Source organism: Porphyromonas levii (assembly GCF_018206105.1).
GTDB lineage: Bacteria > Bacteroidota > Bacteroidia > Bacteroidales > Porphyromonadaceae > Porphyromonas_A > Porphyromonas_A levii.
This window is the reverse complement of the sequence record NZ_JADRGN010000048.1, coordinates 1-13,305: the sequence shown is the minus strand read 5'-3', so window position 1 is coordinate 13,305 and position 13,305 is coordinate 1. Positions and strand designations below refer to the sequence as shown.

The window sequence follows — 13,305 nt, the reverse complement described above, 5'->3', positions numbered from 1 at the left end:
CCTTACGCTCAGGCTTAGGAGAAGATACCACATTACCCTTGGCATCCAGCTGTATCTTACCCAGCACCTTGGGACCACTATGCTCCACCTTACTGCTGGAGGTAGCGACCTTCTTCTCCACAGCAGGGTCCGACTTAGAGGTCTGAGTCTCAGTCTTCACACCCACAGAGTAACTATCGAGCAGAGCTTTACGTTCGCCTTCAGATAGTTCGCGACCAAATTCGTGCACTACTGACTTGAGCTCTGCGTCAGTCAGCTTACTATTGGGATTGTATCCACCTTCTGCCGACTTATCATTGAGATAATCGACAATAGACTTGATACCAGTCCCCAACTCCTTAGCAACTTTACTTATCTTTATGCTGGGCATCTTTCTCCTTTCCTCTTACTGATTACTTATCCTCCTCAACCTCTGTATCTTCTGGTGCTTCCATCACGTCCTCTACGGGATAGTAACGTGGGTCGCGCGCTGGAAGATGGCCATACTGTTCCTTTGGGAGCTCATCATTACTAAACTCAGTCATCAAGATCTGCACCACGTTCTCCACAGTGCTCGTCTCTAGATCTGTAGCACGCACAAGCTCCTCCTTAGTACGACGTAGTACCGACTTCGCTGTATCGCAACCTATCCCCTTGAAAGTATCGATAACCCAAGTATCGATTTCATCATCGAACTCCGTAAGGAAGAGGTCGGTCATATCTACATCCTGAGTCTCGTCACGGTAAATATCAATCTCATAGCCAGTAAGCATACCAGCGAGCTTAATATTCTTACCGCCCTTACCAATAGCTTCCGAAATCTGATCATGAGGCACACGCACCTCAGCCTGCATCGTCTCAAGATTGAGCTTCACCTTCATATTCTTAGCTGGAGCCAATGCCCTCTGCACCATAAGCGTAGGATTATTGGTCCACTGAATAACATCGATGCTCTCATTGCAGAGCTCAGCGACAACACCTTGGATACGACTACCACGCACACCTACCACAGCACCAACAGGGTCGATGCGCTCATCATAGCTCTCCACAGCCACCTTAGCCTTTTCTCCTGGGATACGTGCCACGGCACGAATCGTCACGAGACCATCCTGAATCTCTGGCACCTCGCGCTCAAAGAGTCGCTCCATGAACTTATCCGACACACGACTCAGGATAATTTTAGGGTTATTATTATTGTACTCGACCCTATCAATGATTGCATTGATACGATCACCCTTCTTAAACCTATCCCTAGGGATAGCTAGTTGTTTAGGCAAGATAAGTTCATTGTCATCCTCATCCATCAGGAGCACCTCCTTCTTCCACACCTGGTAGATGTCGGCACTGATCATCTCCCCTACCCTCTTACTGTAGTTGGCATAGAGGGTATCCTTCTCTAGCTCGGTCACCTTACTCGCCAGAGACTGCTTTAGATTGAGAATGGCACGGCGACCGAAGCTCTCGAACTTCACCTCGTCGATATACTCCTCACCTAGCTCCAAATCCTCCTCCCCTAGTGCACGAAGCTCAGAGAGAGAGACCTGTTGCATCTCATTCTGAACCTCTCCATCTGGCACCACAATACGGCGGCGCCACATCTCTAGGTCTCCTTTGAGAGGGTTTACAATCACATCGAAGTTATGGTCGGTGCCGAACATCTTCGCGATTACATTACGCAAAGACTCTTCCATCACCTTTACCATAGTATCCTCATCGATACTCTTCAGACCCATGTAATCCGTAAGGGCCTCTACAATAGTCGGTTCCTTTTTTCTTGCCATATTCTCTATCATTACAAGCCCCCTAGCCCCCTAAAGGGGGAATTACTGCTAGGAAGCCCCCTAAAGGGGGTTTATAGGCTAAACTTTCAAATTATAAACTGCCTTCTTAACCTCGTCATACTTGAGCTCCAGTCGATGCTCAATGGGGCGCTTCCTACGCTCTCCCTCGGGGCGCTCCATACGAGTAACCACCAGTACAAAACCCTTCTCATCCGCACGCTCTAGAAGACCTACTTCCTTCACGCCACGCTTCAGAAGCACCTCCAGCTCACGCCCCACAAACTTGCGGTAACGTCTCACCCCCTCCAACGGAGTGGTCAGACCTGCACTAGACACCTCTAGCTCAAAATCCTCTTGCTCACGATCCAGCGACGCCTCAATATGCCGAGTAAGCGCTACTATCGTATCGATATCCACGGGGTCGGTATCATGATCTACCTCCACCTCTATGCGGTTATTTGCCTTCACTTCAGCCCGCACTAGGAAATACCCCTCGTGCTGCTCTAAGAAAGCCCCAACCGCCTGTTCTACGTCTTTTACCTCTACCATACCAATACATATATGCAATGATGAGAAGACTGCTCGAGAGTCCTCTCATCAACCATTCCATCGCAAAGATACCAAAAAAAAATAAAACTTTGAAAGTACAGACTATCAAGAGTAACTCTCCTTACACGCCCGTTTTGGGAGAGTTACGTTACAACGGACGCACGATCACTAAAAATGTAGTCGGTCGGCACACTGCTGCGTACCGACCGACTGTTAGCGCTTGACTCCCAGCGATCTCAACGAGGAGACCAAATGATGCGAGTCGTGTTCATTAGCTGATCCCAATAATGAAATACAGGTTTGTTGTACCCGTAATAGTCTATCATCAGACCCGACATCGTTGCTCTGAATACTTCCTGAGGTATGTGTAGCTTGTAGTCGTACGGATAGGTCTGATATTCAGACGGTGTAGAGGCAATCGTTACGTATCTTGATACGTCCGTGTACTGCCTTGTCGCCGTGTCGTACACCCACCACAGCGGAGGATATTGATATTGGTCCGGACGTGGGTAATAAGTTCCATTATCGTAGTGTTGGAGCTGTCCCTTGACCTCCACGCTAGTAGCTGTGAAGTCATGCTTATCTTGAGTGACCCACTCTTTCAAAGTCTTGGTCGCACTAACAGTGAAGGAGATGTAGCCGTAGTTTGATTGAACCTGATAGACACTCTTTATCGTCACCTGTTGAGACATACTCTCAAGAGCCGTATTCGTATCATAGGTCAGATAAAACAGACCATCGGTGTTGGTGGGCTGGATGTAGTATGTTCCTTGAGGAACGGCATTTCCTACCTGCGTAAAAGTACTGGTGCTGGGCATCGGCCTTAGGGAGTAAACGTTGCCAGGCACTTTGAAGTAAAGGTGCATGGGCTTGGACTTGTAGGTTGTGGTACTAGGATATATCGTCTCTGTATTGTAGTAAGGGGAGGAGAGGACGATATCGTGGCTAGGGGAGTCTGTCCCATCATTGACTACCATAGGGATGCGTACGCGCCCATTATTGTGGCGATTGTAAGAGTCTGTCTTGACGAGATAGCGGTAGTAGACCTTGCCATCACGCTTGACGATGGTTAGGTTCTCCGTATTCCCTTCTGTATTCCTTGGAGAGAGATCTGGCGCCTCGATGAGTACCTCAAAGGGGAAGATACCCTTCGGCAGATTCTTGTATAAATCAAACTCGAGGAGTCGATCTTCTTTCTTACTACTCTTAGGATCATCCACTAGGGCCGTATTGAAGAGTAGCGGCTTGCGTATGGTAATCTCCACATTACGTATCAGAGGCGTGGTAGCACCAGAGACAGCCCCGCCATCTACTCGCTCATAGGTGTATAAATCATTAGGATTAGCTGGGGGGGTATCTTCAGGAGCGTAAGAGCGTAGTCCTGCTACCTCAATGGAGTATCGCTCGACAGCATCGGAGGGGATGTTTTTGACCTTGACGCTAAAGTGGTCGTCATTGCCACTACGCTTGCTTACCTCTGTCTGTGTCAAAGCTCCTATGTAGGGATCATTGTCACTCCACCGCTTGTAATACCTGAGATACTGTGCACCAGAGTTTGCAGGACCACTCTCATAAGACTTGAAGCGATAGTTGCTATCGGTGATGGCAAACTCGGTGTTGAAGTGATACGTACCAGGACGCACGATGAGGATCTGGACGGGATCCGCCTTGAGTGTAAACATCTCATCGGAGATCTGTGTGAACTCCTGTAGCTCGATGGAGGAGAATATATTGTTGTGCGCAGGAGCTGCTATAGCCTCATCCATCGTCGCGTAGCCGTCCGAATTAACCGCCGTGATGGTCACCTTGTAGTGATTATTGCGGATGATCGGGAGGACGCGATCGCTGACGATGTTTTCCTTATTTCGCTTGGCAACGAAGTCTACCTTGTAGTAGCGGGTCTCTGTGGATCCATTCTTGAGCTGCTTCTTTCCCTGAATGATTAGAAAGACCTTCTTATCCCCATCGTTTTGATGCTCGAAAATCTTGAACTCCGTATTTTCAGGGACGAGATCGGTTGGGTCGTTGTTGAGGATGGTCTCCACATCGGGAGGGGTCGTTGCTTTGGTCGGTGCATAGGGAAAGGAAAAGGCGTAGTTCTCCATCACAAAGGGAGCTACCGTACCGCTCTTATGCACATTGCAAGCGGTAAAGCCTGTCAGCTGGAAGCCATTCGTTTCCGGAGTTTTATCGACTACTGTGACCTTGGCATGACAGCGTAGGAGCTTGACGACCTTGCCTTGTAGCGACTCGCTGTTCAACTCATTAAGTCGTACCTGCGCCCACATCGGGTCAAAGGCCTTGGTCTTCCCGTTACTGCCATTGGCAGACTCAATGCTTGTCGTCAGGTTCGGTATGATAGCCCCTGCCGAGTTGCCCACGAGGAAGTAGTCTTGCCTCTGTCCGGTCCAGTCGTAATTAGCCACAAAGTGTAGGTATCGCGGCTTGTCACTCTGTATGAAGGTCGCTGTAAAGCTCTTAATCCTCTGGATAGAGCCTTTCTTGCCATCAGGTAGGAAGGCGTCATCACCAAAAGTATCAGCCGAGGCAGGATTTTCTAGCACAGCATCTGTCGAGTAGAGAAACTCTTGATGCTCGTTGAAGACCAATATGCGTAGCGAAGAGATTTTCTCTACCTCGTCATCGTTGATTGCTTCACTCCTGAGTACTAGTTCACGCAGATCATCAGCGTGTAGCCCTAGGGTCAGCGTGATCGAGTCACCCACCTTACCCTCAGGTATGAGCAGACCGCCCATAGGCTCCCGGACACACCCTGCAAGTAGCAGTAGCAGTGGCAGGGCTATATAATAAAGATATACTCTTCGCTTCATAAGAATTGGATTACTGCTCGTCATACATATATGTGTCAAAGATGGGACGGACGAAGACTGTGGGGAACTTCATTTCTACCACGTCGTCATAATAATAGGGTTCAGGTTTAACTTCTGAGGCTGGGATAATCTTTCGATTCTTGAAATCATACACCATCCCCTCCTCTGCAACCCAGTAGTAGGAGCCAAAAAGCAAGCCTTCAATCTCCGTGTTAGGATCTCTCTGCATCTCGTCAATAAGCTTCATCTCGGCAGAGGTCGGTATACGCCACCGACCTTGATACTTAAACTCTTTGTGGATGGTACGCGTCTGCCAAGTAATATCCCTCCTTCCATAATAGTCCTGCTGCCATTTGATATTATAGTACTCTGTATAATTACCAACAGTACCAAACTCACCCTCGAAGTATTCGTAGCATCGCGTCTCTGCATCCAAACAGCTGCCTTTTATGGGTTGTTTTATGGCGTAATCCCGACGATTGTCGTGTAAATAAACGTATTGGTTATAGTTTGCTGGGGAGTAGTAGGGCTCATAAGAGCCCCAATAAGAATCAGACCATGGACCGTAGTGAGGATAATCAGCCGAAAATGGTTGATTTCGGAATCTCTGCTTATGCTTATGCTCTTGGGGGACATCATTTAGCCTCTGGTAAGTTCCAGAACTCATACCATGCTGACTGGCGATGATGAACTGTGGAGAGATGAGCTGGTTGGATATCTTGTCAGTCTTAGTCTTACCCGTTATGGGATCCACTGGAGAGCCAATACGCTCTCCAGGTTTAGGAACTAGAGTCGTTATCTTAAAGTTCACCTCGTTGACCTGAGGAGAGGAGGTTGTTTCTCCCTGATACCTGCCGAATATGCCAATCGTGGAGTGATACCTAAAGTCAGCGTAGACGGATTTCATAGTATTACCCTCTACCAGCTTTTCCTTGCCATTGCGGAAGCGCTGAGAGCGTTCGCCTGTGACAAATCTATTGGGGTACTGCAATACGCGTACTACTTGACTTAGTAGTCCTCCTCCCTTTTGCTTTACTGTGAACTTAATGTGATACGGGATATAATTGACTGGTACTGGGTGCTTGATTGTGATGACTCCATTGGAGAGGTAATTCTTCGAGGGGGTAATCTCGATACCGTCCCAGTTGGACTTATTGGGCTCACTTTTGACCAACGTTTTAGTGCCGTTGATCTTGTAAAGCTTGGACTCCGTCTTGCTAAACTCACGACGGTAGTGTACACCTCGCTTGTCATAATATTCGTACCAAGCACTATCTATCTCAATCTCTACGGGTAGACTGGAGGCATAGGGGATGGAAATCTCACTGACAGCCGCCATAAAGGGGCGCCTGTCATACACCTCGAGGTACTGCGCCTTGAGAAGCTCGCCGTCGACGGCCTCAATTAGGTTCCATGGTGTGATGGCGACATTGGAGGTGATGTCTACGGGGGTGTCTTCGTTGAGACTACCTAGGACCTCGATGGAGGTGAGAACGTCATAGAGATGGTTGCGCTCGAGCTTGTGGAGCATATCCTCAGTGACCTCACCGAGAGCCTTACGATAGTTCACCGGTATGCGGTAGTAGTAATCAACCCAACGGTCTGAATCTTTTGCATCTTTAGGACGCATCGTAAGCTTGAGACGTAGGAAAGTCTCATTTGTCAAGGTGCTACGCCAGTCATGCTCGTAAGCGTAAAAAGGTACTGTGCCGTAAAACTTGCCGTCTCCCCGGCTATTCTTATACCCTAGAGTAGCGTAGTCAGTCTCCACCATCGGGCGGTAAGCCGAGTTGTGCCAGTCGCTACCATTGGGCTGATAGGGTGAGTCACTCCGTACGACCTTCGTCTTCTCTGGATAGCGTACGAGACAGACTTCGGGCTTGGTGTCAGGGTTGACCACGTATGGTGTCTCAATTCCGTTCTGATAGTCCTTGACCTCGATATGATCAATCCTCAGTCGTATCTTGGCTGCCGCACGGTAGAGATCGATAGTCCCTAGCTCTGCACTAGGCTTTTGCGAACCCCAGGTGACGGTCGTCTGGAGTTTTCCATCCATAAGAAACTTATCCTGTGGGGCTATCTGTCCGTTTTGGGGAGCAGGGTTGAGCTTGCTCTGATCGTCCTGTATCTGCTCGTAGAGAGCTGTCTTCGTTTTGACGCTTTCGACGATAGGTGTGCGGGCATTGACCACAGAGATATAGTCTAGCTGCTTGCCCTCGAGCTTAGGAAGATCACCCTTCGGGATAATAAAGGTGGCACGACTGCCGATCTCGCTACCCGTGAGCGCCTCCTGCTTGGATGGGGTGTAGCGCCCAACGAGCTGGCCTAACGTTGGGTCAAAGACAAATAGCTCTATGCTCTCAATCTTATTCTCATTCAGTATGCTGACACCGTGGAGCCCATTCTCCTTGTCGCCTGGCTCCTCGCCTACGTGGCTACGGAGCGTGGTCGTGGTCGTCTGCTCGGTGTGCGGTATGAGCGTGAGCTCGAGGATCTTGCCATCTTCCTCGGAGATGTGCAGAGCATCGGCTGTCCGCTCACTAACGCAACTGGTGAATGCCACACAGATGCCCACGAAGGTGAGCACGGCGCAGAGGGCTATGCGTGCGCTGGTCTGGATATTATATCGAAACATTGTCATTGCGAGTCTTAGTACATTACTTGTTTGATACGCCACCGCTGAGAGCCTCCACCATCCATGTAGCTGTTACGGCTTCTCTTGGGATATAGGTTTAGCTCCTTGCCATCGACTACGATGTAAAACTGAGTGTAGTATGGCTCAGTGGTAAACTCCTGTCGGGGCTTGATCTGGAATGTGTAGGTATTGGAAGGATTGGCACCGATGATGTCTGGCTTAACCCGATCGTAGGTCTTGCCCGTAAAGAGGTAGTTCAGTCCGTTCGTGATAGAGGCCGACCAAATGGCACCTACGGGCTTGGTAATCTCAAAGGTCACCTCGACAATCTCGTTGGGTGAGAGGAGTACCTCCTGAAAAATGTCGTCTAGATCACGTGTAGCATTAGTTTTTGTATTGACGACCTTGAGTGAACACTCATACTCTGGTTGCGTGAACTGCAGCTCAGACTCAATCAAATCCCAAGGCATCACCTTTAGAGCTATATCTAGCTCCTTACCATCCTCAGGTATAGTAATTGAAAAATGATAGTCATGATTACGTACAATACTGTAATCTGCAGGAAAGTCTTTTTCCTGATTACGAGCTACATCAATATAGTATTTATCAGTTCCCCACTGACTTGGGTCATTAATAATCACAGGGATTTTGTACAGCTTACCGCTTGTCATCTCAATCTGAATATAGGTCGGTGTACCTACAGGTGTATCAGAATCTTTATTCCAGCCAAGTGTTGCTGACCCTTTACCCAACAAGCGCTCAGGAATATACATCTTGGTACTAAATTCTGTCGCCGTAGTAGCAATAATAATCTTGTCACTACCCTTAAATAGTCGGGCAGCAGGATCAGGCAGCATCGCAGGTTCTCCAGTTGAAACCTCCATATAGGAGTGTTGCTTTGCGATATTATAGAGCTCTATCTTCTTTACATTTTTTAGCCCTTCACCTTTTAGATCTAAACTAATCTTTGCTGATGTACGAACCAGGTTGACAGTTGATTGATCTCTACCAGTCTCCTTGCTTGTCCCTGAGCTAATAGGTGCTATAGATCCATTCCCAGCAGTTTTAGGTTGGAAGGGAATTGGTGACGTAATTGTACCACCATTAGGAATATCCTGATTCTCGTATATACGAGACATAGGGAAAAACTTATTACCAGTAGAATTAGAAGTAGCTCCATCATATAATGCAGGATTAAATGTCTGCATCGTCTTAAGAGCACTCTTAAAATCATCGTAAGTATTAAGTTGTTCAAGATTCCATGTAGATGGATAATTTGCTACGAAACAAAAGTGGTACTTACTTTGTTTCAGCTCCATTGTAAAGGACTTATATGTCGTGAATAGGCTCTTAACCAACCCACCTTCTGTTGCGTCATAAACTAACACAGCCACTTTATCTACAAAATCCTCATAATCATCGGTATCAGTATCAATAGACGGATCATCCTTCTGAACTCGAGTTTGAGAACTCGACGCCAGCACACCAGACATTGAGAATTGAAGATAGGTTACCTCTTGATTATTCGGCATAGATTCATCTCCTCTACGGCACCCTAAAATAAGTGTTGATAAGAATAGAGCTACTACGATATATATTTTTAGTTTAGATCGAAACATAAGCACAGGAGCAATTTATTACTAAAAATTAGTACCTATTGGATAATTCCACTGGGAAAGAGTGGATAGGATAATTATTAATCAGAATATTGACGACCATGTTGTTGTCAGGGCAATCCTTGCACTTATCCTCAATTTCCATCACAATATCAAAGTCGTGTTCACACTCAAGATTGACATTTGGATTTTCTAGTAGCACCTTCCCGAGTAAATCTTCAAGGAAGTAGGTCTTATCCTCCTTCTTATTGTATACTTTGAGCACATTATTGTAACCGCTCTTAAGTTCCATTAGAGTATAGACCAATTTTATTGAAGTTTCATCCTTTGATACTTTTGTACCAGGATAATTCAATTTTGCCGCATTAAGTGGCATCCTCTTATTGATGAGGGTGGTGCCATTAGCGGATGATATCATTATCTCGAAGTCATCAATGTCCAATTTCTCACATACGCTCTCATGGAGCTTTAGGGTGAGATTGATTCGGTTCGTTACCTCGAGCATATTTATTGAGATTTCGTCAAATACCGAACCGTGTGTCTTACGATCGGGTAGCGAAACCACCTTACTCTCCCCTTGCCATACGGCATGGTCTTGAAGTGATGCGGCATTACCGCCCTTCTCGCGAAGTGACATCATAATGTCCGTCTTGGTTGTCTTGCCCTCAACAAAGTCGCCGAGGTCAAAATATTTTTTGGTAGCTCCTGCCCATGCGATGAAAGAGTACTGACCCTTCTCTACAGGAGGTAGCTCCACCTTATAGGCTTTTACTAAGTCCACCGAGCCTTCGACTCTTTCCTTCTTTACCAATACATCATTAAGGTCAAAAGCAAATACGTACAGACCCTCTACCTCACCCACTGGGATAGGTTCATCCATACAAGGGGTCTGGTGATAAAAGCTGATATACACACCTTGCGGACACTCTTCAAGATCCTCATAGATGTATTTGTCACAGCCAGTGAAGAGCAATACCGTAAGGGCTAAAAGTGCTGGTAAAATAGAAAAAAACCTTTTCATAAAGCCTATTTATTGAAATAGTATAAGAAAAATAAGCTACAGGAGAACCACCTCAGGATTACAATAGGTATCCACCAAGTGGCACCCCTGTAGCAACATGCTAATAGTCAGTCTTTCTCAGACTGAAAAATTATCAATTAGTAACGATTACCAAGATCAACGTTGTAGCTGTGTAGGGTGTAATCAAGCACCTTTAGCTGTACTGACAAATAAGTCTTATCGGTTTCTAGTGGATCGTCTGGATTGAATGGATCGTCTGGATCGTCTGGATTGTCTGGATCATCTGGTTTGTCTGGTTTGTCTGGTTTGTCTGTATCCTTATTTGGAGTCCAGTTTAGACCAATCTCCTTGAAACCGGTAATGTGAGCGTGGTAGACCTGGTTACGGAAAACTGGTGACTCTTTAATCTTTTTATTGGTAATAGCATAAGGCACATCAGGATTAATCCATATATTGTAGAACATTACACTACCAGTATACTTGATTACCTCCTGCTGAGCTTCAGTAACTGATCCAGTGAAATTCTGATCCTTCATTTGAGCCTTCTCAAGAGAGGTATAGAACTTACCATCAGTCTTACCAAGATAAAGATTACCGTCAGCTGGTTCGACCTTAGTCTTAACACCATCTACCATATTGAATGCCTCAAAAGTAGCACGAATAGTGAAGAATGCAGTATTACCCTTCTTGTAATTACCCTCAGCGTGAGTAATTGGCAATAGGAACTTAGATGTCTTCTCAGCCTCAAGAGCCTCAACGATTTCAGACTCTTTAGGAGTATAAGTCTCCATCACGGTAACAGTTGCATATGGATCTGCGTAAGAGAATAGAGTCTTAGAATCCTCCACAGGAGTGCCATCTACAGCCACACCATGAGCACCCTTGAAATCTTTCCAATAAGTACTGCCTGGGATAAAATCATAGATACCCTTAGGAGCCTTCAAATCATCTGGCTGGATAGGGTTAAGCTGTAGTGAGCTACCAGTAGCTGCATACTCCACACCAGTAATCATCACCTGAGCAGTTTCCTCTATTTTTCCAGTAGTAAGATTTGTACGCTTAATCTTGATAGGGGTATCTTTTGCAGTTTTAGCAATAGTGACCATAGCACGAGAAGCAACTCGAACTACATTAACCTTAATCTGGTTATCGGTACCATTCTTAGCTGCTTCTGCAGTAATACCCTCATTAACAGAAATAAGACCTCCATTTTCTTTAGCTGGAGCGACTTCATTGGTCATCATGATGATGTCCTTTTGCTTACCGTTATCATACTTTGCTACGTCGGAAACAGCAGACAACTGAATCGCCTGATTGAAGGCAGCATCAAAACCAGAAGTTGGCTTAGTAACCTCATCAACTTTCTTACCTAATTCCCAACCTGCGGCCTTCAAGGCTTCGGTAATCTGCGTACTTGCGTTGATAATCACATAAGCACTTACATCTTCGCCAGCTACAGCCTCTACTGCCAACCTGGGAGTAAGCATACCATTCTCATCAATACCATTGAAATCCGTCTTAGTGAAGTACTCTGAGGTAACTGCCTTGCCTGCAGTCACTAAGTAAACGGCAATGTCTTGGATATCATCACGTCCCTTCCAAGAGCCAGCTACTGAATTGTAGTTTTCGTCTGGAAAAGCCTTAAGCCCATTATCTGCACCTGGGAACTTAAGAGAAAGACCTACATAGGTGTCCCCACCCTCAATAGGAGTGTCTGGTTCATTGCTCTTGTTTTTGTCACAAGAGGCGAAACCCAACGCTAGAGCGAAAATCGCTCCGATTGTTAAAAATCTCTTCATCTTCATTTCTTTGTTAAGTTGATTAAAAAATTATTATTTGAACTATTTATTTACTAATATCTGATACATTATAAGCTCTCTTGGAGCTTGGTTAGCTCATTGAGGTTGTGCTGAGCATTGGTGCTACCCATGCTGGCTGCTTTCTGGAAGCTGGCCTTAGCTTGCTCTAGATTCCCCTTGCGGGCATAAGCGATTCCAAGATTATTAAGTGCTTCTGCATGATTGCTCAGCTTGCTTAATCTATCTATCGCTGCTTGATAGTTACCTCCCTCTATATCCGCAGCACTCGCATTGATCATCGCTACTGGCTCATTTGGGAACAAGCGGGTAGCAATATCAAACACCTCCTTAAATTCCTTACTATCTGCTGGGTAGCTCTTTGCTACTAAGTACATCTCATTTAAGCTCAATAGCTTTGGATTGCTCTTGATAATCTCCTTCGCTTCCTCCACATCAAAGGCACGCACATTATAGGCAATCACATACTCAGTACGACGCAACTGTGGGTAGAAGTTATTCAAGAGGTTACTATAGGTCTGGCTACCATCCAGTGCCCTAATCTTACCATCACGAGCATCTGCATTGGGAGTATTGGCGATGATATCGAGGATGGCATCCTTATTAGAGAGTGAAGAACTATTCACTGCTGCCTTCAAGCCCTCCCAGTCTTCTCCATGACCCGTCACCTTAAATTGATTTCTCTGGATTCCATAAGTATTCATCAAGTAGTCGGCAAATGAATTGGCACGACGACCAGCCAAGGCACGGTTGGACTCAAATTTACCTTCTGGAGAAGCATAACCAATCACCGAGAATTCTGTAATCGTCAAGTCCTTATTCTTCACCACTTCGCTCACTACCTTATCTACACGGTCAAACTCTGCCGCGTTATTCTTATAGTCACGCTTCAAGTCGTGCTTTGCTACCACGAAATTAAAGGTCGCGGTATGCCTATCAGCTCGAGCCTTCACAGGCTCCACCTTTGGAGTGATATAAGTTAAGCGATATTGAGGCACATAAGGCTCTCCAAGGAATGGAGTAAGTAGCACTTTAGCATCCTCATGCACAAAACAATCGGCACAGCCATGCACCAT

At 46.2% G+C, this 13,305-nt stretch carries 8 protein-coding genes and 1 pseudogene; all 9 read right to left on the bottom strand.

Annotated features, from left to right (window positions below):
• A pseudogene (locus tag IX315_RS08570) lies at nt 1-370 on the bottom strand (translation initiation factor IF-2); the annotation flags it as partial.
• 22 nt (nt 371-392) lie between these two features.
• Nucleotides 393-1,760: a transcription termination factor NusA gene (gene nusA / locus IX315_RS08565; protein WP_033408521.1), complete on the bottom strand. Its 1,368-nt coding sequence runs from the start codon at nt 1,758-1,760 to the stop codon at nt 393-395.
• Between the two features lie 78 nt (nt 1,761-1,838).
• The gene (rimP, locus tag IX315_RS08560) at nt 1,839-2,309 is read right to left on the bottom strand and encodes a ribosome assembly cofactor RimP (protein WP_211639946.1); all 471 of its coding nucleotides are present in this window, start codon (nt 2,307-2,309) and stop codon (nt 1,839-1,841) included.
• Nucleotides 2,310-2,545: 236 nt separating this feature from the next.
• The gene (locus tag IX315_RS08555; protein ID WP_244973134.1) at nt 2,546-5,140 is read right to left on the bottom strand and encodes a hypothetical protein; all 2,595 of its coding nucleotides are present in this window, start codon (nt 5,138-5,140) and stop codon (nt 2,546-2,548) included.
• A gap of 10 nt (nt 5,141-5,150) precedes the next feature.
• Nucleotides 5,151-7,775 carry a fimbrial tip adhesin FimD gene (fimD, locus tag IX315_RS08550; protein ID WP_211837369.1) on the bottom strand — a complete coding sequence of 875 codons (2,625 nt, stop codon included), beginning with the start codon at nt 7,773-7,775 and terminating at the stop codon, nt 5,151-5,153.
• A 14-nt stretch (nt 7,776-7,789) separates the two neighbouring features.
• Nucleotides 7,790-9,307, bottom strand: a complete 1,518-nt coding sequence (locus tag IX315_RS08545) for a fimbrial protein (RefSeq protein WP_244973133.1) — start codon at nt 9,305-9,307, stop codon at nt 7,790-7,792.
• Nucleotides 9,308-9,422: 115 nt separating this feature from the next.
• A complete protein-coding gene (locus IX315_RS08540) occupies nt 9,423-10,412 on the bottom strand; it encodes a FimB/Mfa2 family fimbrial subunit (RefSeq protein ID WP_211837367.1) in 990 nt (329 codons plus the stop codon).
• A gap of 137 nt (nt 10,413-10,549) precedes the next feature.
• Nucleotides 10,550-12,211: an Mfa1 family fimbria major subunit gene (locus tag IX315_RS08535; RefSeq protein WP_211837366.1), complete on the bottom strand. Its 1,662-nt coding sequence runs from the start codon at nt 12,209-12,211 to the stop codon at nt 10,550-10,552.
• A 68-nt stretch (nt 12,212-12,279) separates the two neighbouring features.
• The coding region (locus IX315_RS08530) for an OmpA family protein (protein WP_211837365.1) at nt 12,280-13,305 on the bottom strand (1,026 nt) is incomplete at its 5' end.

Bases quoted from the DNA above. Each gene is read 5' to 3' on its own strand.
- nusA (WP_033408521.1), bottom strand. From the start codon at position 1,760: ATGGCAAGAAAAAAGGAACCGACTATTGTAGAGGCCCTTACGGATTAC.
- rimP (WP_211639946.1), bottom strand. From the start codon at position 2,309: ATGGTAGAGGTAAAAGACGTAGAACAGGCGGTTGGGGCTTTCTTAGAG.
- IX315_RS08555 (WP_244973134.1), bottom strand. From the start codon at position 5,140: ATGAAGCGAAGAGTATATCTTTATTATATAGCCCTGCCACTGCTACTG.
- fimD (WP_211837369.1), bottom strand. From the start codon at position 7,775: ATGTTTCGATATAATATCCAGACCAGCGCACGCATAGCCCTCTGCGCC.
- IX315_RS08545 (WP_244973133.1), bottom strand. From the start codon at position 9,307: ATGCCGAATAATCAAGAGGTAACCTATCTTCAATTCTCAATGTCTGGT.
- IX315_RS08540 (WP_211837367.1), bottom strand. From the start codon at position 10,412: ATGAAAAGGTTTTTTTCTATTTTACCAGCACTTTTAGCCCTTACGGTA.
- IX315_RS08535 (WP_211837366.1), bottom strand. From the start codon at position 12,211: ATGAAGAGATTTTTAACAATCGGAGCGATTTTCGCTCTAGCGTTGGGT.